Source organism: Streptomyces xanthophaeus (assembly GCF_000725805.1).
GTDB lineage: Bacteria > Actinomycetota > Actinomycetes > Streptomycetales > Streptomycetaceae > Streptomyces > Streptomyces xanthophaeus.
Map to the genome: position 1 here is coordinate 37,432 of NZ_JOFT01000008.1, position 21,903 is coordinate 59,334.

Genomic DNA, 21,903 nt, shown 5'->3' on the forward strand with positions numbered 1-21,903 from the left:
GAATGTGACACCCATACCGCTCGCGGCCGCCACCGACCCCAACGTGCAGCTCGTCCTGGACGTCCTGCCCGCGCTCCTCGTGATCCTGGCCCTGTCCGCCACGTTCGGGAAACTGGCCGAACGGATCGGCCAGCCGCGCGTCGTCGGCGAAATGGTGGCGGGCATCGCCCTGGGCCCCACCCTCTTCGGCCGGATCCTTCCCGATGCCCAACAGTCCCTGTTCGCGCCGTCCGTGAAACCCGTCCTCTACGTACTGAGCACCATCGGCCTCACTCTGTTCATGTTCCTCGTCGGCCTCGGACTGGACCACGAGAAGGCACCGCCCGGCTACCGGCGCACCGCCACGACGCTGGCGATCTCCAGCATGGTCCCCGCGCTGCTGCTCGGCGGCGCCGTCGGCCTGACCTTCCATCACGAACTGTCCCGTACGGACGTCAGCCCCACCATGTTCGCCCTCTTCATCGGTGGCGCCCTTGCGGTGACGGCCTTCCCGATGCTCGCCCGGCTCCTGTACGACCAGGGCCTGGAGAGATCCCAGATCGGCATGCTCGCGCTCCTCGCGGCGGCCGTGGACGACGCGGTCGCATGGTGTTTCCTCGCCCTCCTCGTCGCCTTCCACGGTGACGAGGGGCTCCTCGGAGGCGGCCTGACCATCGTGCTGTCCGTCGCGTTCGCGGTGGCCGTACTGACCGTCGGACGCCGGCTGCTCCGCCCCCTCGGTGAACGGGTCAGGGAGCAGGGGGATCTGAGTACCGGTCAGTTCTGGATCGTCATCGTGGCCGTCCTGACCGCCGGATGGTTCACCGAGGCCATCGGCGTCTACGCCGTCTTCGGGGGATTCGTCATGGGACTGGCGATGCCGCGCGATCCCGCCTTCCAGCAGGCCGTCAAACAACGCCTGCTGGACGTCGTGCAAGTGCTCCTCGTCCCGGTGTTCTTCGCCTTCTCCGGACTCAACACCCTGATCGGCGGCATCACGGAGGCCGCAACCCTGCTGCCCCTGATGGCACTTCTGGTCGCTGCTTTCGTCGGCAAGTACAGTGGCTGCATGGCCGCCATGCGGGCCCGGGGGTTCAGCTGGCGCGAGGGATCGGCCATGGGCGCGCTGATGAACGCCAGGGGCCTGATGATCCTGATCTTCGTGAATGTGGGTCTGGCCGAGGGGATCATCAACCAGAAGACGTTCTCGCTGCTGGTCCTGGTCGCCCTCGTGACCTCGGCGAGCGCCCTGCCCCTGTTCAACCTGTCACAGGGCCGGCCCTTCACGACGCCGCGCGGCGAACCGCCGCGGGCGGCCGACACCCGGGTAGGAGTCGATCAGTTGCGGGAATAGTGGGTGGCCATTCGGTGCCGATGTGAGGCACGATCAACACGCGTGAATCGACGGGGGAGGTCGGTACATGGCGCGCATATGTACCGGCTGGCTGAAAATCGCCATTTCGGCGCTCCTGCCTGCCTTCATGCTCGGACACATTCTCCTGGGCCACGGAGCGCCCTACATCGAATCGCCCGACATCTCGGGGCCGGCCACTGCCGTCTCCGCCGCAGCGGTCCGGCCCGCGGTATCCGTCGGCGGGTCCCACCACGACGGCGCACCGGACGGCGCGATCTGTTCGGGGCCGCTGGTCCACGCGGTCACGAACAGCCTCCGGTGCGCGAGCGACCAGGACACCGCCCACCCGCCTCCGCCGGACCTTGCGCCGCGGCGCGGAGTCCCGGTGACGGCCGGACCGGCTCCGACTTCGCCTCCAGCGGCGTACGCGCTCTCCGTGCGCCCCTCACCTCCGTCTTCCTTGTGTCCACTGCTGCAGAGTTGGCTGATCTGACATGGCTGAGTTCCACCGCCCGAAGCCCCTCACTTCGGTATTCCGCCGTGTCAGAAAGGTCCCCAGCGGCATGCGACCCTTAGCCACCAATCACCCGCGCCACGCGTCCGCCCGCGTCGCCCACCAGCACGGAAACACGCACCGCACGCCACCCGAACCCGTCCGTCAGGCACTCTTCATCACCTGCACGGACGCACAGGTGATCACCGCGCGCGTCGCCGTCCTCCAGCCGGACCGGCTGTTCGAACTGAGCAACATCGGCAACGTGGTGCCGCCGTACCAGCCGAACGTGGTCTCCGGGGAGATCGCGACCATCGAGCACATCCTCACGGAGCGCAACATCCGCGACGTCGTGGTCTGCGGGCATTCCGGCTGCAGCGCCGTGGCCGCCCTGCTCGACCGGTCCTCCGGCTCCGTCTCCCCCGCCATGCGCCGCTGGATAGCCGTCGCCCGTTCCCGGAAGGCGAGCCAGGAAGCGGCCGGAACCCTCGCCGAGGGCGCCCTCGACGGGCGCTCGTGGGACCGGGCCGCCCGCGCCCACCTGCTCACCCAGTTCGCGCATCTGGCGGAGTACCCGAGCATCCAGCGCCTGCGGGCCGGGCAACTGCGGCTGCACGCCTGGTTCTACAACGCGACGAACGGAGTGGTCGACGTCTACCAGCCCCGCGACGGCTCGTTCCGGCCCTTGATCGCGAAGCCGACGCGCGGGTCGTGATCAGGTCGCCCAGGGCAGGCGTACGGCCTCGATGTCCGTGTCGCCCAGGAGGGCCTCGACGAGCGCCGGGGGCCCGGCCACCTTGGTGGCCCACAGGTCGTAGTCCGTGCAGAGGACCCAGGACCGGTCCCGGGCCCAGAGGTTGGAGGGGCTGACCTCCGCTTCGGGGTGGTCGTACAGGGCCTTCGCGTCCCCGAGCCGGCCGGCCCGGACGCACAGGTTGTCGAAGTCCTCGGCCCCGAGCACCAACGGGGTGTAGTAGGCCAGGCAGCGGGTTTCCCCGCCCTCCGGGCTGTGCTCGACGAGGATCTCGACCAGCCGGTCCCAGTCGGCGCGGTCCAGCCGGCCCTCGGACGGCGCCTTGGTGCCGACCGGCCAGCCGCCCGCCCTCCGGTGCGAGGGGAAGGGGTCGAAGCCGGGCAGCCGACCCTCGGGCACCAGGGGGTCACCGGTCCGCCGCGCGAGCTCCGCCCAGCGAAGGCGCCGCCAGCGCGGGCCGGGGCGCTCTCCGGCGTCAACGCCGAGGACCTCCCCGGGGTCGAGGCCGGGAATGACCCCGGCCGCGGTGCTGCCCCTGCCGCTACTGCTGCTCAGCACGGCCTGTTGGTAGGCGACGTACGACATGCCGGTCGGCCCGAGTTCGTGTTCGTACATGGAGTGGAGCACCCAGGCCGCGTCGGGCAGCCCCGGCGGCCTGAACCCGGTGAGCCCGTCATCGGCGGTCAGTTCCCGCAGCCAGCCGGTCTCCCCGGACGCGGTGAGCGGCCACCGGGCGGTCGCCAGTGCGGCGGATGTCTCGTACATCCGCTCAGGATCTCACCCGGCGCGGGCGGACCGGGAACCCTGGACCTGCGGTTGCGGGTTCCGGGCGGCGAGCTGTTCCTCGGCAGCGAGGACCGCCTCGTGGGCGACCGGCCTGCCCATGAGCACGCACAGGGTGTAGGCGGCGTCGTCCATGGCCCGCAAGGCGTCGGGATCCCCGGGGGCGGCCGCCAGGCGGGCCCGGCAGTCCTGCAGCCGCGTCAGCACTTCCTCGGTCCGGGCCGGGTTCGGCCTGATCCCGGCGGGCCTGACCGGTGGCACGCCAGAGGTCCGGGCCGCCTCGACCGCACGGCGCAGTGCCCGTTCCAGGTGCACGGGCAGGGGCGGGCCGGCTGCGCTCCCGGCCATGGCCGCCGCCAGGTCGTCCACGCTCACGTCCGCGAGTTCGGCGGCAGCGGCCAGGATGCACCGGGCGTCCCGCGCCGGGCACGGGGTCGCGGCCATCACCATGCCCATCGCCCGTGCGGCAGCCGTGGGCGGTGTCGGCGGCTGCTGGCCGGCCCGAGCGGTGACGCGATACAGGTGGGGGTACCGGTGGGCAGGCGTCGACATGGTGGATCCCTTCATTCCAAGGGGACATGGCGCGATGGAGCGCACATGAAAGGTATTTCCCCCCGGAGTGCCACCGATATGCAGAACGCCGTCTGCCTTGACGGCCGGGCTGCGCCGACCCGCCGACTCCGGGCGGGCGTGAACACCGTCGGCGGTCAGGAGCTGGTGAGGACGACGAGTCGCTGGGTCGCGCGGGTCATGGCGACGTAGCGGTCGACGGCCCCTTCGATGCCCTCGCCGAAGGTCTCCGGGTCGATGACGACGACCAGGTCGAATTCGAGTCCCTTCGACAGTTGTGGCGTCAGCGACCGCACGCGGGACGTCGCCCGGAACGTGGGATCGCCGATGACGCAGGCGATCCCGTCGGCGTGCTCGGCGAGCCACGCTTCGAGGATCGCGTCGCGATCCGCGACGGACCCGTGTGTCACGGGGACACCGCTGCTGCGGATGGAGGTCGGCACGTTGGCGTCCGGCAGCGCCGCGCGGATGACCAGCTCGGCTTCCGCCATGACCTCTTCCGGGGTGCGGTAGTTGATGCTCAGCGAGGCGACCTCGATCCGGTCGAGCCCGGCCCGCTCCAGCCGTTCCTGCCACGAATCCGTGAACCCGTGCCTGGCCTGGGCGCGGTCACCGACGATGGTGAAGCTCCGGGACGGGCAGCGGAGCAGCAGCATCTGCCACTCGGCGTCGGTGAGTTCCTGGGCCTCGTCCACGATGACGTGCGCGAACGGGCCGGCCAGCAGGTCCGGTTCGGCGGTGGCCAGCGCGCTGTCGTCGATGAGCCTGTCCTGGAGGTCCCGTCCGTGCAGCATCCCCATCGCGCCTTCGCTCTCGTCGATCTGCATGTTCTGCAGCAGGCTGTCGATGGCGTCGGACCTGCGCGCCCGTTCCGCGGCGAGGGAGGCCTCGTTGCGGCGCGCCCGCACGGACGCCTCCGCGTCGCCGAGGCGTTGCCGTGCAGCGTCCAGGAGCGGCAGGTCGGACACCGTCCAGGCGTGGGCGTCCTTGCGCTGGAGCGCGCGGACCTCGTCGGGGCCGAGCCAGGGGGCGCACTTACGCAGGTAGGCGGGCACCGACCACAGGTCCGCGACGAGGTCGGCGGCGTCGAGCATCGGCCAGGCGCGGTTGAGGGTCCTGATCAGCTCGCGGTCCTGCAGCAGCGACGTGCGGAGCAGCTCGGGCGGGGCCTCGCTGTCGTCCTTGTCGATGAGGATCGTGAGCAGTTCCTCGCGGATCTGGTCGCGCGCCTCGTTGTGCGGAGTTCCCGGCTCCACCGCTTCGAACGCCGCCGCCCAGTCGGCGGCGCTCAGCCAGATGTCGGACCAGTGGCTGGAGACCGTCATGCCCTCGGTGGGCGGTTCCTCGTAGATCCTCACGGCAGGTTCGATGGCCTTGACCATGTCCGCGGACGCCTTCAGCAGGGCCACGCGCGGGTCGGTCTCGGTCCCTGCCCCGGCGCCTTCGGCGACGAGGTCGCGCAGGGTGCAGGTCTGGACGCCCTCCTCGCCGAGGCTGGGCAGGACATCGGCGACGTAGGCCAGGTAGGGCTGGTGCGGGCCGACGAACAGGACGCCGCCGCGCCGGTGGCCCAAGCGGGGTTCGGAGTAGAGGAGATGGGCGGCCCGGTGCAGGGCGACGACGGTCTTGCCCGTGCCCGGACCGCCGTCGACGACGAGGGCGCCGCGGGATCCGGCCCTGATGACGGCGTCCTGGTCGGCCTGGATCGTGGCGAGCACGTCGCGCATGCGGGCCGACCGGTTGCCGCCCAGGCTGGCGATGAACGCGGACTGGTCGTCGAGGGCGGCGTGCCCTTCGAGGCCGTCGGCGGTGAACACCTCGTCCCAGTAGTCGCCGATCCGGCCGCGGTTCCAGCGGTACCTGCGGCGGCTGGCCAGACCCATCGGGTTGGCATGGGTCGCCGCGAAGAACGGCTCGGCCGCGGGGGAACGCCAGTCGACCAGGACGCGGCGCCCCTCGCTGCCGGTGAGGCCGAGACGGCCGACGTACACGGGCTCGGTGTCGTCCGCGCGGACGAAGTGGCCCAGGCACAGGTCCAGCCCGAATCGGCGCAGGGTGCGCAGGCGTGCGGTCAGGCGGTGGATCTCCGCGTCGCGGTCCATGGCCTCCCGGCCCTTGCCACCGGGCGCCCTGCGTGCGGCCTCACGGCTGTCGGACACCTCGGCGATGGCCTGTTCGAGGCTCTGCGCGATGGCAGCGAAGTGCCGTTCGTCGCCGCCGATCAGTGCCGGGGCGGCCTTGGGGGAAAGGTGCTCGGGAAGGTCGAACGCGCTGGTGGTCAGGGGGGTCATGGCATCGGCTCCGGTCCACGCATGCACTTCGTGAATCTCCCGTTTTTTCTGCGGCTGCTGGCTTGAGTCGGCGATTCTGCCCGAGCACCAGGGCCTTGCCGCAAGCCCCCCTGTGCGCTATAAGTTGAGAGTGGCAAGGAGTGGGTCGTCCTCCTTGTGTCCCTCGTCCGCATCGGACGGACCAGCTCCCACCCGCTTCATCCCAGTCGACGGCCTGCCGCATTGCGGACGCGGCGGGTCCGGCCGCGTTCCGCCAGCAGGCCGAGGGCCTCGGGCGAGGTCACTATCTGTGTGGTGGCGGCCATGCGCTGGAACCAGTCGGATGCGCCGGTGAGTTCCTCGGCGGACCAGGCCCCGTCCAGGGCCACGGTGCGCAGCAGGGTCCACTCGCGCAGGCGGCGGGTGAGGAAGCGGCGTTCCGCGATCACCTCCGACACGACCCGGGCCCACGGGTCGAAGCCGGGTCCGGTCAGCAGGTCGGCGGCCCGGCGGTCCAGATGGAGGCCGACCGCGCTCTCCGCCATGACCTCGTCCTCGTCGCGCAGGACGGCGGCGAGCAGACCCGCCTCGTCCGCCTCGGCGACGGCTTCCAAGGCCTGCCGGTACCGGGCGAAGCGCAGGTGCTCGGGCGGTTCCTCGTCCGTCGGCTCGGCCACTTCCTTCATTCCCCCTGCTTGCAGCCCTGTTCCCAGCCTTGTTCACAGCCTTGTTCACAGCCTTCTTGGCACCCCCGCCGCGCCGGATCCGCCACGGCGCCCGGCCAGTAGACCACGGGCGCGGCGCGCACGGTCGGCCTCGCACACGGACGGCCCTGATGGTGACGGTCCATCAACAAGGCCGCGCCGACGATTCGTCCGTGCCTTAATCACTGGCCCCGCTGCCTGCCCGGCGCAGACCATCCCGGACATGAACTCACAGACGATCACAGCAGCGGCAGCGGGCACATGGCAGCTCGGCGACCTCACCGTCAACCGGCTCGGTTTCGGCGCGATGCGACTGCCGCAGAACGGCGAGGCGCTCACCGCCGACGCCGTTCCCCGCGACCGCAGTCAGGCGATCGGCGTGCTGCGCCGGGCCGTGGACCTCGGGGTGGACCACATCGACACCGCCGCGTTCTACTTCTCGCCGCTGCGCTCGGCGAACGAGCTGATCAGCCGTGCACTGGGCCCCCGCCTGGACGATCTCGTGATCACCACCAAGGTGGGGCCGGGCCGCGACCCGTCCGGCGACTGGCTGCCGCACGCCGGTCCCGGACAGTTGCGCGGCCAGGTGGAGGAGAACCTGCGCCAGCTCGGCCGGGACCACCTCGACGTGGTGAACCTGCGCATCGTCGGCGCCGACTCGATCGCCGAGCGCTTCGGCGCCCTCGCCGAGCTCCGCCGGGCCGGTCTCATCCGCCACCTGGGGCTGTCGAACATCCAGCCCCACCACCTGGCCGAGGCCCAGGCCATCGCACCCGTGGTCTGCGTGCAGAACATGTACGGGATCGGCGTGCGACCCGAGTACGACGCGTTCGTCCGCTCCTGCGGCGAACAGGGGATCGCGTTCGTGCCGTTCTACTCCATCGCCGGTACCGGGCGCCAGGCGGGCGCGAGCGGCGTCGACCGTCCTGAGCTCCTGGCCGTCGCACGGGCGCACGGGGCGAGTGCGGCGCAGGTGCGGCTGGCCTGGACGCTGCACCGGGGGCCGCACGTGCTGGCCATCCCGGGCACCGGCGATCCGGACCACCTGGAGGCCAACGTGGCCGCCGGCGCCCTGCGCCTGTCCGCGGACGAACTGGCCCTCCTGGACTCCCTCCACCGGGCCGGGAGGTGAAGGACGGCCCTCCCCGTCAGGGGCGGGGCGCGCCCGCGGCGGTGACGGACCCGGCCGGCCGGGGAGCGCCGGGGCAGCGGAGGGTGTCGGCGGTGACCGGGGCGCCTTCGGCCGTGTTGCGGTCGTACGTGACGGTCTTCACCACGACGGGTTGCGTACCGACGGCGACGTCGAAGGAGTTGTCCTGGCCCGGGACGGCCTGGAGGCGGGCGCCGGGCAGCGCGGCGGCGAGGGTGGCCGCGTCCGCCTCCAGACCGGCGGCGTAGCGGATGACCGGCGGCCCGTCGGGACGGACGGCCGGTGCGGACTGCGAGGTGTCGGTGACGAGGAAGCCGTTGCGCAGCAGTGCCGCGGCGGCGGCCGGCTCGTCCACGCGGACCCGGATCCGGGCGGGGTTCGTCCCGACCGGGGTCTCCGGCACGGGCTGGATACGGGTGTCGCCGGTGAGGGGGCGGTCGGCGCGCAGGGCGTCCCACAGTGCGGCGGAGCGCGCCTCGTCCCACACCAGTGTGGAACCCACTCCGGGTACCCGGTGGTCGAAGAGCCGGATGGGTACGGTGGCGAACTCTGTGCGTTCGGGCTTGAGACGGCCGAGCGCCCAGCCGATGCGGACCAGGTCGTCCAGGCCCGTCCGCTCGTCGGTGCGTACGGACTTCAGGAGGGTGCGGACGGTGCGGGCCGTGCTGATGGGGCCCGAGAGGGCACCCTCGGCACTGAGCCGGGCCAGCAGGTCGTTCACCAGGCGCTGCTGGCGGCGGACGCGGCCGAGGTCACCCGGCGGGTCCTGGTGCCGGGCCCGGGCGTAGCGCAGTGCCCCGTTGCCGTCCAGGCGGTGGACGCCGGCCCGGATGTCGAGGCCGGAACCGTCGTCCTGCATCCGCTTGTCCGTGCAGACGGTCGCGCCGCCGAGGTCGTCGACCGCCTGCTCGAAGCCGGTGAATCCGGTCTCGAGGTAGTGGTCGATGTGCAGGCCGGTGGCCTTCTCGACGGTGCGTACGGCCAAGGCTCCGGCGCCGATCTTGAAGGCGCCGTTGATCTTCCCGAAGGGGGCGGAACCCGGGGCCGCGGGCGGGGCTCCTGGCGGGCCCGCCGCGTCCGCGTACTGGACGTAGGAATCCCGGGGGATGGAGACGATGCTCGCGCGGCGCTTGTTCTCGGACAGGTGCACGAGCATCATCACGTCGGTGCAGTTGCATCCCTCGCCGCCCACATGGAGGCGGCGCTTCTCCGCAGCCGACAGGCCCGCGCGGCTGTCGCTCCCGACGACCAGGATGTTCGTTCCCCGGCTGCCGTCCGGGGTGTCCCGTTCGGCGGAGACGGCCTGCGAGCTCGCGTAGGAGCCTCCGGCGAGGGTGGCCAGCAGCGTGAGGGCAACAGTGAGTCGACGCAACGCACATCTCCGCACTCGTAACAAATATGACAAGTCGGGACATTAGTTCGGCAGAGTGCGTGACGCGGCGCTACACGCCGGACAACGTGAGCGTGTCCCCGAAGTGGACGCCACCGCTCGGGGCGCGTCTGGCGGGGGGGGAGAGAGGAAACGACAAAGGCAAGGAGGTGAACCCACTCCTTGCCACTCTCAATTTATAGCGCACAGGGGGGCTTGCGGCAAGGCCCCGGTCGTACCGCAGAATCGCCCGTCGAGGCCAGGAACTGCGGAGATGGGGCATGTATGAGGGACGTCATCGTTGTCGGCGGTGGACCGACCGGCTTGATGCTGGCGAGTGAGCTGCGGCTGACCGGAGTCGACGTCGTCGTGCTGGAGAAGTTGACCGAGCCGACCCCGCAGTCCCGCGGCCAGGGCCTGCACGCGCGCAGCGTCGAGGTGATGGACCAGCGCGGCCTGCTGGACCGCTTCCTCGCCGTCAGTGAGAAGTTCCAGGTGGGCGGCCTCTTCGGCGGCATCGTCAAGCCGTGGCCCGACCGTCTGGACACGGCGCACCCGTACGGCCTCGCCACCCCCCAGCCGGTCACCGAGCGGCTGCTGGGCGAGCACGCGCGCGAAGTCGGCGTGGAGATCCGGCGCGGCTGCGAGGTGGTCGGGCTGAGCCAGGACGAGGAGGGGGTGGGCGTCGAGCTGGCGGACGGTACGGGCCTGCGGGCGCGCTACCTCGTGGGGTGCGACGGCGGCCGCAGTGCGGTGCGCAAGCTGATCGGCGTCGGTTTCCCCGGTGAGCCCGCCACGGTCGAGACGCTGCTGGGCGAGATGGAGATGACCGAGGAACCGGAGAGGATCGCCGCCATCGGCGAGGAGGTCCGCAAGACCCAGCTGCGGTTCGGGGCCGCCCCTCTCGGGGACGGGGTGTACCGCGTCGTCGTGCCCGCCGACGGGGTGTCCGAGGACCGCACGAAGGAGCCGGCCCTGGAGGAGTTCCAGCAGCAGCTGCGTGCCTTCGCGGGCACCGACTTCGGCGCGCACTCACCGCGCTGGCTGTCCCGCTTCGGCGACGCCACCCGGCAGGCCGAACGCTATCGGGTCGGCCGGGTGCTGCTGGCCGGCGACGCGGCACACATCCACCCGCCGACGGGTGGTCAGGGGCTCAACCTCGGCGTACAGGACGCGTTCAACCTCGGCTGGAAGCTGGCCGCGGCGGTCCACGGCTGGGCACCGGAGGGTCTCCTCGACAGCTACCACGCCGAACGGCACCCCGTCGGCGCCACCGTGCTGGACAACACCCGCGCCCAGATCACCCTGCTGGGGAGCGATCCGGGTGCGACCGCGCTGCGGGGGCTGTTCTCGAAGCTGATGGACTTCGAGGAGGTCAACCGGTACGTGACCGGGATGATCACCGCGGTGGAGGTCCGCTACGACCTCGGCGAGGGCCATGAGCTGCTCGGGCGCCGGATGCGGGACCTGGGGCTGAAGCGGGGGCGGCTCTACGAGCTGATGCACGGCGGCCGCGGACTGCTGCTCGACCAGACCGGGCGGCTGTCGGTGACGGGCTGGGCGGACCGGGTCGACCACGTCGTCGACGTCAGCGAGGAACTGGACGTGCCCGCGGTACTGCTGCGGCCGGACGGGCACGTGGCGTGGGCCGGTGAGGACCGGGCAGAGCTGCTGGTCCACCTGGAGAAGTGGTTCGGCGCGCCCGTCGGCTGAGCGCCGCAGCCGCTACGCGGCGCGCTTCGCCCCGCCCGCGCTGTCGGTGAGGGCGTCCACGAGCTGGTCGTGGTTCATCGAGGACCGACCGGGGACGTGGGCGGCCGCCGCCTTCTTGGAGAGCTCGGCCTTCGTCAGCGACCGGAGCGGGGCGGCTCGGGCGGCGGCGCGCTTCTTCGGTGCCGCCGCGGCCTCCTTCTTCGGCCGGGCCGTGGCGGCCGCCTTCTCCCGGGTGTCCTTGGGGCTGCGCGCCCGCTCGACGCTGGCGCGCAGCGCGTCCATGAGGTCGACCGCGCCGGTGGCCTTGGCGGGCGGCTCCGCCTTCTCGACCGTCTCGCCGGCCTTCTTGGCGTCGATGAGGGCGGCGGCCTTCTCCTGGAAGGTGTCGTGGAAGGTCTGCGGCTCCCACTCCATGGCCAGGGCGCTGATCAGCCGCTCGGCCACCTTCATCTCCCGCGCGGAGTGCCGCGTGGTCCCGGGCAGCCCGGGGATCTCCTTGCGGGGGTCGCATATCTCGTCCGTCGGCCTTGAGTGCCACGAGGTACTCGCGGCCGCGCATCACGAAGGTGGCGACACCGGCCCGGTTGGCCTTGGCGAGGGCCTTCTGCAGCAGCGCGTAGAGCTTGCCCTACCCCTTGCCCTTGGGGCCGAGGTAGTAGGTCTTGTCGAAGAAGATCGGGTCGACCTGGTCGAGGTCGACGAAGCCGGTGATCTCCAGGCTCTGCGAGCGGCCGGGGGCGATCTCGTCCAGTTCCTCCGGCTCGACCAGGACGTATTCACCGCCGGTGTCGAAGCCCTTGACGATGCCGCCGAGACCGATCTCCTCCCCCGTCCGCTCGTTCACGCGCCGGTTGCGGATCCGGTCCGAGGTGCCGCGCTGCAGCTGGTGGAAGTGGATCGTGTGACTGTCGGTGGCCGTGTACATCCCCACCGGCAGGCTCACCAGGCCGAAGCTCAGGACTCCCGCCCACACCGGACGCGCCATGTCCTCATCGCCCTCGCATCACGGGCCCCGAGGTGTCGGCCGGGCCTGCCCGTGGGCGGTGGCCGGCCGGGGTGCGGCCCCGTCGCAGCCTGGTTGGCCGGACCGCACCCCGTACCGGGCTCCTACCCAGGCTCCTTCTTCGCATGTGGGGACACATCACCTGCGGCCCACGGGGCAGGGGCCGGGTACGGACGACGGACGCGGCCCCGCGGGCCGCAGGACTCGGGAGGACACCATGAACAAGGCGAAGCTCGCCTACCGGCCCCTCGGGCTGGCCCTCGGCACGGTCAGCGGCCTGGCCGCGGGGCTGCTGTTCAAGGAGGTCTGGAAGGTCGTCGGCGACGAGGGCGACGCTCCCGACGCCATGGACGAGGAGCGCTCGTGGCGGGAGATCCTCCTCGCCGCCGCGCTGCAGGGCGCGGTGTTCGCCCTGGTCAAGGCGGCCGTGGACCGGGCGGGCGCCACGGGCGTGCGGCGGCTGACGGGCACCTGGCCCGCCTGACCTGCCGCACAGGCGGGGCCGGGTCCTCAAGGCAGCTCAACCGGCGGCGGCCCGGCGCCCCTATGGATGGGGGACGTACGCCCCCGCCCGCACGGACCTCTGAGGTGTGACATGCCGGACCCGGACCCCCAAACCGACACCGACCCCGTTCCCTTCTCCGACGCCCTGGACAGCCCGATGTACGTGGTCACGGCCGCGTCGGGCGGGAGACGGGCCGGCTGCCTGGTCGGGTTCGCCTCGCAGTGCTCGATCGAACCGCCGCGCTTCGTCGTCTGGCTGTCCACGGCCAACCGGACCTACCGGGTCGCGAAGGACGCCGACCACCTCGCGGTGCACGTCCTGCACCGGGACCAGCGAGCGCTGGCCGAGCTCTTCGGCGGCAGCACCGGCGACGAGGTGGACAAGTTCGCCGGACTCGGATGGCGGCCGGGGGCGGGCGGCGCCCCCGTCTTGTCCGAGGTCCGCGCCTGGTTCACCGGCCGCATCGAGGACACCGTCCCGGGCGGTGACCACGTGGGTTTCCTGCTCTCGCCGGCCGAGCAGTCCGCGCCGCAAGACGCTCCGGCCGCTCCTGCGCTCCGGTACGCCGACGTCCGCGACCTGGAGGCCGGTCATCCTGCGTAGCGGCGAGCACGGCTACGGGAAGGTCGCCAAGGCGCTGCACTGGAAGGTGTCCCTCCTGCTCCTCGGCCAGTTCACCGTCGGATACCGGCTGGCGGCGACGGCGGGCACGGGCGCGGACGCGGACGGGGCGGGGAGTCCGGGCGGGGGCGCGGGCGGGGCGGCGAGGACCGGTTCGAGCTGTTCGGCGACGACCGCCTGCTCACGGCGCACGTGCTGCTGGGGCTGACGGTCCTCGTGCCGGCGGTGTTCCGGCTGGCCTGGCGGCGGGCCACCGGCCTGCCGCCCTGGGCCCCGTGCCCGTCCCCGCGCGAGCGCAGGCCGGCCCACTGGACCGAAGCCTGCCTGTACGTCCTGCTGTTCGCGATGCCGCTCACCGGGCTGTGGCTGCCCGTCGTCGGTGACGACGACGCGCCGGCCCCGCACGTCGCTGCGCACCTGGCCTTCTCCGTCGCCCTCGCCGTCCATCTCGGGCTGGTACGGAAGCACACGGTGGTCCGCCGCGACGGTCTGCTGCGGCGGATGCTCTGAGACCAGCGGGTCAGGCCTCCCGGGCTGCCCGGGCCGCCCCGCGCACGTGCTCGGGGTACCAGGCGGTGAACTTCACCGCCAGCACGAGCAGGACGACCGGGATGACCCAATTGAGCCAGTCCGCCTGGCGCTCCGACTCCACGGCCACCAGGCCGAGCACCGCGATGACCACGAACACCGCTCCCCACACGGCCGTCAGCACGCGGTTCGTCCGGCGGAACAGCGGCGAGCCCCAGACCTCGCGGGGCACCGCCTCACGGGCGTACTGCTCGGTGAAGGGGGTGAACGCCAGGGACCCCAGGGCCACCACCGCGATCACCGTGCTCGACAGGGTCTGGGCGTACGTCTCCAGCCAGAGCAGGTCCTCGCGGTCGAGCAACAGACCCAGGACCGAGAGGACGGCGAAGAACACCAGCCCGGTGACCTGGAGCAGCTTGACGCTCCCCCGCCGCAGGTCGGGCAGGTACAGCACCAGCGAGGCGACCAGCGCGGTGAGCGCGGCCAGCTTCCAGGTACTGGGGCCCGCCACCACGTCGAAGATGATCCACGGCACGAAGCCCATGAAGATGCCGGTGCGGCGGGTGTTCCCGTCCTCGGCGCGGTCCCCAGCCATCGGGCCTCCTGAGCGGTACGGGGCGAAAACGGAGCGGAATGGAGCGGTCACCGCGGTCGCCTGGCCGGCACCCGCCTCGGTCCCATCCTGCGAGCGCCCGCGTGACCCCGCATTCCGGGCGGTACGGTCGCGCGGCGGCGCACCGGGCCGGAGGATGGGAAGGGTGATGACGGTCCTGCTGGTCGGCGTACCCGAGGGCGAGGCACTGGAACGGCTTCGTTCGGGCATCCAGCGCAACCCTCACTTCCGGGTCGTCTCGCACGCCCAGGACCCCGTCGTCGCCCTGGCGCACGCGCGCGTCCTGCTGCCGGACATCACCGTCCTGTCCCTCCCCCCGGGCTCCGAGAGCCTCGACGCCGTTCCGGACGCCCTCGGCGTCTTCCACGGCGTGCGCGCCCTCGATCCCCCGAGCGGGGTCGTCCTGCGGACGGCTGCCGCCGCCGTGCCGCGGGCGATGTCCGGGCTCACCGTCGAGGGGGCCGTGCACGTCGTGCGCGAGGGGGACGCGGAAGGGCTGATGCGCGCCCTGCGTACGATCGGCCGGCGCCGCGCCAGCTGCGACCCCGACGGGATGCGCTGACCGGTACCGCTACGGCTGGTGCCGACGGGGCGGCGGGTGCGGACAGGGCAGCGGGTGCGGACGGGGCGGCTGGTGCGGACGGGGCGGCTGGTGCGGACGTCCGCCCCCGCCGGGAGCCGTCAGAGTTCCGCCCGCGTGGCGGACTGGGCCGCCCGTACGCCGACCATGGCCGCGTCCTCCAGGAGCGGCGAGGCCGCCCCGGTGGCGCCGCCGGTCAGTGTCCATCCGCACAGCCCCGCCCAGGCCAGGGCGGCCGAGGCCGCCTTCGCCCGTTCGGTCCGGCGGGCCAGGAAGGTGCCGAAGAGCAGCGCGTCCCCCGCGTCGACCGCGACCCGGCACAGGACGGCCGTACGCAGGGCCGCTCCCCCGGGCACCGTCGCCATCGCGGCGCCGATGACCGCGTCCCGTACGCCCAGGGCCCGGATCAGGAGCGCCGTGGAGCCCGTCTCGGGCAGGCCGCAGGGGCGGGCCAGGAGCCGGGGGCGGCAGGCGACCGCCACGCCGTATCCGAGGGTGGCCACGCCCAGGGCCCTTGCCGCTGCGGTCCGCATGCGGATCACTCCTTCCGGCCGGCGTCGTCCGGGCGGGCCTGCTCCTCACGGCCGATGCCCGGGCTCTGCCGCTTGGCGGCGTGACCGTGGGCGTCCGCACCGCCCCTGGCCTCACCCTTGCCCGGGTCGCCGCCTTCGCCGGAACGCCGCGAGACGGCCTCGTCCGCCTGCTGCCTGGCCTCTCGGTCGCCGCTCTCACCGACGGCCTCGGACGGTGTGGTGCGCGGGCGGCGCCGGGACTTCTCTTGGTCGGTCATCTTGTCCTCCTCGGTGGCGCTGGTCCTGGGCGCCTACCCCGCGCGGCCGACCTCAGACGGGGCGGGCCGTGAGCCCCGCGGCGGCGGGCACCCGTTCGGCCCGGGCCGGGTCAGTACGCACGAGTCCCTCGCGGCCCGGCACTGCCTGCGGGTCTACGGTGGAAACGTCCCGTCGGGCATGTCGGCAGATGAGGTGGACAGCTGTGTCGACGTCGAGTCATGAGGTGTTCGGTGCGCCGTGCTGGGTGAGCCTGATGGCCCGGGACCTGGACGCCGCACAGCGGTTCTACGGTGCCGTGCTCGGCTGGACCTTCCGCCGCACCCGCCTGGGAGAAGGGTTCACGGTCGCCTTCCAGGGCGGGGCGCCCGTCGCGGGCATCGCCGCACCGGTGGGAGGCATGAACATGCCGGTGTCGTGGACCCCGTACTTCGCCGTCGAGGACGCCGATGTCACCGCGTCACGCATCCGGGAACGCGGCGCCACGATGGCGGTGGGGCCCCTCGCCTTCGGCACCGGCCGCGCAGGCCTGGCCTCGGACCCCGCGGGTGCCTCCTTCGGATTCTGGCAGGGCGAGGTCATCCCGGACTGGACCGTGGGCCGCGAGGGCGCTCCCGCATGGCTGGAGCTGCGCACGCGCGACGCGTTCGCCGCGGCCATCTTCTACGGGGAGGTCCTCGAATGGGCCGGCCGGCGCCCCGGGTGCTGCACCGTCTCCTACGAGCACGACCACGTGGTCCTGCGCCACGGCCACGACGCCGTCGCCCGAATCAGCGGCGGCGCGGTCGACGAGGACCCCGACCCGCAGGTCCACCCCCGCTGGCACGTCCACTTCCGGGTTCCGGATCTCGAGGCCGCCGTCGAGGCCGCGACCGGCATGGGCGGCCGGACCGCCTCCCCCGTCGAGACATCCAGCGTCAGCCGGTCGGTCGTACTGGCCGACCCCGACGGGGCCCTCTTCACCGTGGTCGCACCCCAGAGCGCAGCCGGCGCCCCGGCCTGAGCGCGGGCTCCTCCGCTCAGCCCGCGGACAGCGCCCCGAGCAGCAGAGCACCGAGGGCGGGCATGCCTCCCTCGGTCACGGCCCGCCGCTGCCGGTCGGCCGGGGTGCCTTCCTGGAGGAGCCGGTGGACGAGGGAGCTCACCTCGCGGTAGTCGGCGCTTTCCTCCAGGGCCCCGGTGATGTGGCGCAGGAGCATGCACAGGACGTCCCCGCTGCTTCGCCTGATGCCCTCGGGGTCGACCAGGGAGCCGTCGAGCCCGTGCCGGGCCGCGTGCCAGGTGGCGGCTTGCAGCAGCTCCGGCCGGCACAGGGGCTGGGCGGTCCCGGCCTTCTCCTCGGCGATGGCGACCGTGACCAGTGCGCGCACGATACCGGCCAGCATGACGGCGTCGTCGGCCCGTAGCTGGACGTCCTGGCACCGGACCTCCACGGTGGGGAACCGGTCGGAGAGTCGGGCCTGCCAGTACAGCTGGCCGCGGTCGCTGATGACTCCCGACGCGACCAGCGCATCCAAGCGCTGCTCGTAGTCGGCGTACCCGTGGAAGTACGGCGGGGGGCCGCTCACGGGCCAGCGGCCGAACACGATCGTCCGCCAGCTCGCGAAACCCGTGTCCCTGCCGTCCCACACGGGCGAGTTCGCCGACATCGCCAGCAGCGTCGGAAGCCACACCCGGATGCGGTTCAGGACCGCCACCCCGGTCTCCGGGTCGGGCACGGCCACATGGACGTGCATGCCGCTGATCAGCTGCTCGTCCACCAGCAGCCGTCCCACGCCCTCCAGCTTGCGGTAGCGCGGCTTGGGCGTCACGGGAACCGGCTCGGCCGACCTGACCGGCGCGGCCCCGGTGGCGACGAGGCGGCAGCCGCGCTCCTCCGCGGCGGATGCCAGCACGTGCCGCAGCCGCAGGAGGTGGCCGCCCACCTCCTCCAGTTCCGTGCAGACGGGGGTGGCGACTTCGACCTGGGCCTGGAGCAGCTCGTCCTGGACCTCCCCCTCCTCGGTGAGGGGCCCGAGACCTGCGATCCTGCGCACGTCCTCCGCCCACGGCACGGGGAGGAAGGTGTCCGGATCCACCAGCAGGTACTCCTCTTCGACACCCAAAGTGATCATGTGCGACGAATACCCGCTGACGTCTTGATCACCCCATATCGGGGAGCTCGGCCTCATGCCTCCACCTGTGCGTCTCCCGGGACCTGTCCGAAGGGGCTGTCGCCCAGACGGGCCAGGAGTTCGGCCGGGTCGCGGTAGACGGCGGCGGCTCCCGCCTCCTCCAGGTCCGGGCGCGGGATCCCTCCGCACAGCAAGCCGATCGCGGCGACGCCCGCTCGGGTGGCCGCCTTCATGTCCCAGACCGTGTCGCCGACGAACACCGCGCGCCCGGGCGGCACCTGCGCCAGTTCCAGGGCGTGCCGGACGGGGGCGGGCGAGGGTTTGCCCTCGTCGACGTCGTCGGCGGTCGCGGTGTCGGTGATGGCGTCGTCGGCGTCGACGGCCCGGAGCAGGGCGCCCAGTTCGCTGTCCTGGGCGGAGGTGACGAGCAGGACCTGCCAGCCGTCCCGGGCCAGCGCCCGGAGGAGGTCGGCGGCGCCGTCCAGGGCGGGGAGCCGGTCGAAGTACGTGGCGTACAGGGTGTCGTGGGCGGCGCTGAGTACGTCGTCGTCGGTGCGGTCGCGGTCCTGGCCCAGCAGGTGGTCGAGGAGGTCTTCGCCCGGCAGGCCGACCGCCCGGTGGATGGCGTGCGTCGGCACCCGGTGTCCGGCCTGCCGCAGCGCTTCCCACCAGCAGACGACATGGAGGTGATTGGTGTCCGTCAGGGTGCCGTCGATGTCGAAGAGAGCGGCGCGGTCGTTGGCGGCGCGGTTCATGGCGGTGACGTCCTCCCGGCTTCCCCGGCGGGTGCGCGCTCCTCGGGCCCCCGTGCCGTGCAGCCTGCCTCCGGCGCCTGCCCGGTGCGTCGCGCTTGAACCCCCGCCGCCGCGCCACTCTCCGTGACGTGCAACGACCCCGATAGCGGGTAGGCGCAGCGCATGATCCCTTCGATTCCCGTACCGATTCCCCTGCCGATCCCCACGCCGAGCGAAGCGGTGACCGGGTGGAACGACGCCCTCGGGGTGTTCGCGCCGCCCGGCGTGTACCGCCCGCAGGCCGACACCCGGCTGCTCGCCGACGCCCTCGCCCACGAACCCCTCGGGCCGGATGCGGAGGTCATGGAGATCGGCACGGGTACGGGGGCCCTCGCGCTCCACGCCTCGTCCCGGGGCGCGCGGGTCACCGCGGTCGACGTCTCCTGGCCCGCGGTGCTGGCGGCCCGCCTGAACGCACGGCGCCACGGCCTGCCCCTGCGCGTGCTGCACGGCGACTTCGCGACCCGGGCCGAGGGGCGCCGCTTCGACCTGGTCCTCGCCAATCCGCCCTACGTGCCCTCGCCCCGCGAACAGCTGCCCGCGCGCGGGTCCGCGCGGGCCTGGGACGCCGGCCCCGACGGGCGCCACGTCGTCGACCGGATCTGCGCGGCCGCCCCGGCCCTGCTGCGCCCGGGCGGTGTCCTGCTGATGGTGCACTCGGCGATGTGCGGGCCCGGGGCCACGCTGGACCGCCTGGAGCGGGAAGGGCTGAGCGCCCGGATCACGGCGCGGGCATCCGTGCCGTGGGGGCCGGTGCTGCGCTCCCGCCGGGCCTGGCTGCAGGACCGGGGTCTGGCGGGGGCCGGCGACGAGCGGGAGGAACTGGTGGTCGTCCGTGCCCACTGCCGCTGACCGCACTCCCGAGCCCGGCTCCCCCGGACCCGGCTCCCCCGGACCCGGCTCCCCCGAGCCCGGCTCCCCCGACTCCTCGTGCCCCCGCGCCCGCAGGGTGTCCGTCGAACGGTCCGGGCCGGTCCTGGTCGAGGGTCCGGTCGAGATCCTCCTGGAGGACGGCACTCTCGCCCGTTCGGACCGCTTCGTCGTCGCCGTCTGCACCTGCCGCCGCAGCCGCACCTACCCCTGGTGCGACACCAGCCACCGCCCCCGCGAACGCGCGACGCCCCCGCCCCAGGAGAGGAGCCCCCGATGACCCCGCACACCGCCGCCCCCGAGGGCACGACAGCCGGACCCGCCCTGGTGGAGGGCCGCGGCGCACTGTCCTCGGCCGTGGTCGAGGCCCTGCGCAGCGGCAGGTCACCGGCCTGGGCCACCGCCGGGGTCCTGCGCGCCGACCCGTGGGGCGAGGACCTGCAATTCGCCCTCTACCTCCTGTACGAACTGCACTACCGCGGCTTCGCCGACGTCGCCGACGAGCTCGAATGGGACGCCGACCTGCTCCGCCTGCGCCAGGCCCTGGAGACCCGGTTCCTGCACGCGCTGCGCACCGACCTCGCCGACGCGCCCCGCACCGTGGCGGAGGCGTTCGCCCCGCTGCTCGTGGAGCCCGTCGACCTGAGCGGCAGCCTCAGCCACTACCTGGAGACCGAGGGCGAGCTGTGGCAGCTGCGCGAGTACGCGATGCTGCGCTCCCTCTACCACCTCAAGGAGGCCGACCCGCACGTCTGGGTGATCCCCCGCCTGGCCGGCCGGGCCAAGGCCGCGATGGTCGCCATCGAGTACGACGAGTTCGGCGGCGGCCACGCCGAGCGGATCCACGCCCGGCTCTACGCCGACCTGATGGGCGATCTCGGACTGGACCCCGCCTACGGCCGCTACCTCGACCGGGCCCCGGCACCCCTGCTGGCCACCGTCAACCTGATGTCCCTCCTCGGCCTGCACCGGGCCCGGCGCGGCGCGCTCGTGGGGCACTTCGCCTGCGTCGAGGTCACCTCCTCCCCCGGGTCCCGCCGCCTGGCCGCGGCGATGCGGCGCTGCGGGGCCGGGCCGGCCGCCGAGCACTTCTACGCGGAGCACGTGGAGGCCGACGCCGTCCACGAACAGGTCGTGCGGCACGAGGTCATCGGCGGCCTGCTGGCCGACGAGCCCGGGCTGGAGCCGGACATCGCCTTCGGCTGCGCGGCGACCGTCCTGCTGGAGGACCGCCTCGCCGCGCACGTCCGTACGGCCTGGGAACAGGGCCGGTCGGCGCTGCGCACCCCGCAGGAGCCGCGATGAGCTACGTGAACCGAGGCAGCGCGTACACGCGGGACAGCCGGTACATCGGCACCCGGATCACCGCCGACGGGCGGGACGGCTTCCCCGTGGAGCCGGGCCGGTACCGGCTGGTGGTCAGCCGGGCGTGTCCGTGGGCGAGCCGGGCGGTGATCGTGCGGCGGCTCCTCGGGCTGGAGGACGCACTGCCGATGGCCGTGGCGGGCCCGACCCACGACGAGCGCAGCTGGAGCTTCGACCTGGACCCGGGCGGCCGGGACCCGGTGCTGGGCATCGAGAGGCTCCGGGAGGCGTACCTCGCCCGCGACCCCGGCTACGACCGGGGCATCACGGTGCCGGCCGTGGTGGACGTGCCGACCGGCGAGGTGGTGACCAACGACTTCCCGCAGATCACCATCGACATGTCGCTGGAATGGGCGGCGTACCACCGCGAGGGAGCCCCCGCGCTCTATCCGCAGGCCCTGCGGCCGGAGATCGACGCCGTGAACGAGGCGGTCTACCAGGACGTGAACAACGGCGTCTACCGGGCGGGCTTCGCCGGGTCCCAGGAGGCGTACGTCTCGGCGTACGAGCGGCTGTTCGCCCGTCTCGACCAGCTCACCGAGCGGCTCGGGTCCTCCCGCTACCTGGTCGGGGACACCGTCACCGAGGCCGACGTGCGGCTGTTCACGACCCTTGTGCGCTTCGACTCCGTGTACCACGGCCACTTCAAGTGCAACCGGCAGAAGCTGGCCGAGATGCCGGTCCTGTGGGCGTACGCACGGGACCTGTTCCAGACGCCCGGATTCGGTGACACGGTGGACTTCGACCACATCAAACGGCACTACTACCTGGTCCACGAGGACATCAATCCGGCCGGCATCGTGCCCGTCGGCCCGGACCTGTCCGGCTGGCTCGCACCGCACGACCGGGCGTCACTGGGCGGGCGCCCCTTCGGCGACGGCACCCCGCCCGGACCGGTCCGGCCCGAGGAGGCTCTCCCGGCCGGCCACGCTCCGCCGCAGCGGTGACCACACGGCCCGGCGGCGTGGGGCGGCGCGCGCGGA

At 72.8% G+C, this 21,903-nt stretch carries 26 protein-coding genes; 13 read left to right on the top strand and 13 right to left on the bottom strand.

Annotated features, from left to right (window positions below; genetic code table 11):
• Positions 1-4: 4 nt before the first annotated feature.
• Together IO30_RS0100135 and IO30_RS0100145 are read left to right on the top strand one after the other, a co-directional pair.
• The gene (locus IO30_RS0100135) at positions 5-1,333 is read left to right on the top strand and encodes a cation:proton antiporter (RefSeq protein ID WP_051901744.1); all 1,329 of its coding nucleotides are present in this window, start codon (positions 5-7) and stop codon (positions 1,331-1,333) included.
• Positions 1,334-1,896: 563 nt separating this feature from the next.
• Complete coding sequence (locus IO30_RS0100145; protein WP_157853051.1) at positions 1,897-2,541, top strand: carbonic anhydrase; 645 nt, start codon at positions 1,897-1,899, stop codon at positions 2,539-2,541.
• On the opposite strand, the gene IO30_RS0100150 is transcribed toward IO30_RS0100145, so the two are convergent.
• The 4 genes from IO30_RS0100150 to IO30_RS0100170 form a co-directional block, all read right to left on the bottom strand.
• Positions 2,542-3,345 (bottom strand): hypothetical protein, encoded by an 804-nt coding sequence (locus tag IO30_RS0100150; protein WP_031137894.1) that lies wholly within the window; start codon positions 3,343-3,345, stop codon positions 2,542-2,544.
• A gap of 12 nt (positions 3,346-3,357) precedes the next feature.
• Positions 3,358-3,915 (bottom strand): DUF5133 domain-containing protein, encoded by a 558-nt coding sequence (locus IO30_RS46575; RefSeq protein WP_234321764.1) that lies wholly within the window; start codon positions 3,913-3,915, stop codon positions 3,358-3,360.
• A gap of 155 nt (positions 3,916-4,070) precedes the next feature.
• Positions 4,071-6,224 carry an RNA polymerase recycling motor ATPase HelR gene (helR, locus tag IO30_RS0100165; RefSeq protein ID WP_031137896.1) on the bottom strand — a complete coding sequence of 718 codons (2,154 nt, stop codon included), beginning with the start codon at positions 6,222-6,224 and terminating at the stop codon, positions 4,071-4,073.
• A 197-nt stretch (positions 6,225-6,421) separates the two neighbouring features.
• Positions 6,422-6,889, bottom strand: coding sequence for a hypothetical protein (locus tag IO30_RS0100170; protein WP_031137898.1), 468 nt, complete (start codon positions 6,887-6,889; stop codon positions 6,422-6,424).
• 241 nt (positions 6,890-7,130) lie between these two features.
• Between IO30_RS0100170 and IO30_RS0100175 the strand changes: the two genes are divergently transcribed.
• Positions 7,131-8,039: an aldo/keto reductase gene (locus tag IO30_RS0100175; RefSeq protein ID WP_031137900.1), complete on the top strand. Its 909-nt coding sequence runs from the start codon at positions 7,131-7,133 to the stop codon at positions 8,037-8,039.
• Positions 8,040-8,055: 16 nt separating this feature from the next.
• On the opposite strand, the gene IO30_RS0100180 is transcribed toward IO30_RS0100175, so the two are convergent.
• On the bottom strand, positions 8,056-9,429 hold the full coding sequence (locus IO30_RS0100180; protein WP_031137902.1) for an LCP family protein: 1,374 nt from the start codon (positions 9,427-9,429) through the stop codon (positions 8,056-8,058).
• A gap of 282 nt (positions 9,430-9,711) precedes the next feature.
• On the opposite strand from IO30_RS0100180, the gene rox reads away from it, so the two are divergent.
• A complete protein-coding gene (gene rox / locus IO30_RS0100185; RefSeq protein ID WP_031137904.1) occupies positions 9,712-11,139 on the top strand; it encodes a rifampin monooxygenase in 1,428 nt (475 codons plus the stop codon).
• 12 nt (positions 11,140-11,151) lie between these two features.
• Here the strand turns inward: rox and IO30_RS47495 are convergent, their stop codons facing one another.
• A complete protein-coding gene (locus tag IO30_RS47495; protein WP_280824013.1) occupies positions 11,152-11,583 on the bottom strand; it encodes a hypothetical protein in 432 nt (143 codons plus the stop codon).
• A gap of 184 nt (positions 11,584-11,767) precedes the next feature.
• Positions 11,768-12,124 (bottom strand): Ku protein, encoded by a 357-nt coding sequence (locus IO30_RS47500; RefSeq protein ID WP_280824015.1) that lies wholly within the window; start codon positions 12,122-12,124, stop codon positions 11,768-11,770.
• Positions 12,125-12,359: 235 nt separating this feature from the next.
• On the opposite strand from IO30_RS47500, the gene IO30_RS0100195 reads away from it, so the two are divergent.
• Both IO30_RS0100195 and IO30_RS0100200 read left to right on the top strand, forming a co-directional pair.
• The gene (locus IO30_RS0100195) at positions 12,360-12,626 is read left to right on the top strand and encodes a DUF4235 domain-containing protein (protein ID WP_031137906.1); all 267 of its coding nucleotides are present in this window, start codon (positions 12,360-12,362) and stop codon (positions 12,624-12,626) included.
• Between the two features lie 111 nt (positions 12,627-12,737).
• On the top strand, positions 12,738-13,250 hold the full coding sequence (locus tag IO30_RS0100200) for a flavin reductase family protein (RefSeq protein WP_031137909.1): 513 nt from the start codon (positions 12,738-12,740) through the stop codon (positions 13,248-13,250).
• 12 nt (positions 13,251-13,262) lie between these two features.
• Here IO30_RS0100200 and IO30_RS45125 read toward each other — a convergent pair whose 3' ends face one another.
• Entirely contained in the window at positions 13,263-13,460 is a 198-nt protein-coding gene (locus tag IO30_RS45125; RefSeq protein ID WP_031137912.1) for a hypothetical protein, read from the bottom strand.
• On the opposite strand from IO30_RS45125, the gene IO30_RS0100210 reads away from it, so the two are divergent.
• On the top strand, positions 13,461-13,778 hold the full coding sequence (locus IO30_RS0100210; protein WP_051901746.1) for a cytochrome b: 318 nt from the start codon (positions 13,461-13,463) through the stop codon (positions 13,776-13,778).
• Between the two features lie 10 nt (positions 13,779-13,788).
• Here the strand turns inward: IO30_RS0100210 and IO30_RS0100215 are convergent, their stop codons facing one another.
• Positions 13,789-14,391, bottom strand: a complete 603-nt coding sequence (locus IO30_RS0100215) for a DUF3159 domain-containing protein (protein WP_031137916.1) — start codon at positions 14,389-14,391, stop codon at positions 13,789-13,791.
• Positions 14,392-14,557: 166 nt separating this feature from the next.
• Here IO30_RS0100215 and IO30_RS0100220 point away from each other — a divergent pair, with 166 nt between their 5' ends.
• Complete coding sequence (locus tag IO30_RS0100220) at positions 14,558-14,971, top strand: response regulator (protein WP_031137918.1); 414 nt, start codon at positions 14,558-14,560, stop codon at positions 14,969-14,971.
• Between the two features lie 119 nt (positions 14,972-15,090).
• On the opposite strand, the gene IO30_RS0100225 is transcribed toward IO30_RS0100220, so the two are convergent.
• Positions 15,091-15,522 carry a hypothetical protein gene (locus tag IO30_RS0100225; RefSeq protein ID WP_063768113.1) on the bottom strand — a complete coding sequence of 144 codons (432 nt, stop codon included), beginning with the start codon at positions 15,520-15,522 and terminating at the stop codon, positions 15,091-15,093.
• A 5-nt stretch (positions 15,523-15,527) separates the two neighbouring features.
• Positions 15,528-15,779, bottom strand: coding sequence for a hypothetical protein (locus IO30_RS0100230; protein WP_031137922.1), 252 nt, complete (start codon positions 15,777-15,779; stop codon positions 15,528-15,530).
• A 254-nt stretch (positions 15,780-16,033) separates the two neighbouring features.
• On the opposite strand from IO30_RS0100230, the gene IO30_RS0100235 reads away from it, so the two are divergent.
• Positions 16,034-16,780 (top strand): VOC family protein, encoded by a 747-nt coding sequence (locus tag IO30_RS0100235; protein ID WP_037892666.1) that lies wholly within the window; start codon positions 16,034-16,036, stop codon positions 16,778-16,780.
• 16 nt (positions 16,781-16,796) lie between these two features.
• Here IO30_RS0100235 and IO30_RS0100240 read toward each other — a convergent pair whose 3' ends face one another.
• Together IO30_RS0100240 and IO30_RS0100245 are read right to left on the bottom strand one after the other, a co-directional pair.
• On the bottom strand, positions 16,797-17,891 hold the full coding sequence (locus IO30_RS0100240; RefSeq protein WP_031137926.1) for a carboxylate-amine ligase: 1,095 nt from the start codon (positions 17,889-17,891) through the stop codon (positions 16,797-16,799).
• Positions 17,892-17,944: 53 nt separating this feature from the next.
• Positions 17,945-18,646 carry an HAD family hydrolase gene (locus IO30_RS0100245; RefSeq protein WP_031137927.1) on the bottom strand — a complete coding sequence of 234 codons (702 nt, stop codon included), beginning with the start codon at positions 18,644-18,646 and terminating at the stop codon, positions 17,945-17,947.
• A gap of 162 nt (positions 18,647-18,808) precedes the next feature.
• On the opposite strand from IO30_RS0100245, the gene IO30_RS0100250 reads away from it, so the two are divergent.
• The 4 genes from IO30_RS0100250 to IO30_RS0100265 are packed head-to-tail and all read left to right on the top strand — an operon-like array spanning position 18,809 to position 21,867.
• Entirely contained in the window at positions 18,809-19,537 is a 729-nt protein-coding gene (locus tag IO30_RS0100250) for a HemK2/MTQ2 family protein methyltransferase (RefSeq protein WP_078904460.1), read from the top strand.
• The gene (locus tag IO30_RS47810) at positions 19,521-19,835 is read left to right on the top strand and encodes a CDGSH iron-sulfur domain-containing protein (RefSeq protein ID WP_078904461.1); all 315 of its coding nucleotides are present in this window, start codon (positions 19,521-19,523) and stop codon (positions 19,833-19,835) included. The genes IO30_RS0100250 and IO30_RS47810 overlap by 17 nt, the downstream gene beginning before the upstream one ends.
• Positions 19,832-20,860: an iron-containing redox enzyme family protein gene (locus tag IO30_RS0100260; protein WP_031137932.1), complete on the top strand. Its 1,029-nt coding sequence runs from the start codon at positions 19,832-19,834 to the stop codon at positions 20,858-20,860. The genes IO30_RS47810 and IO30_RS0100260 overlap by 4 nt, the downstream gene beginning before the upstream one ends.
• The gene (locus IO30_RS0100265) at positions 20,857-21,867 is read left to right on the top strand and encodes a glutathione S-transferase family protein (protein WP_031137934.1); all 1,011 of its coding nucleotides are present in this window, start codon (positions 20,857-20,859) and stop codon (positions 21,865-21,867) included. The genes IO30_RS0100260 and IO30_RS0100265 overlap by 4 nt, the downstream gene beginning before the upstream one ends.
• Positions 21,868-21,903: the final 36 nt, after the last annotated feature.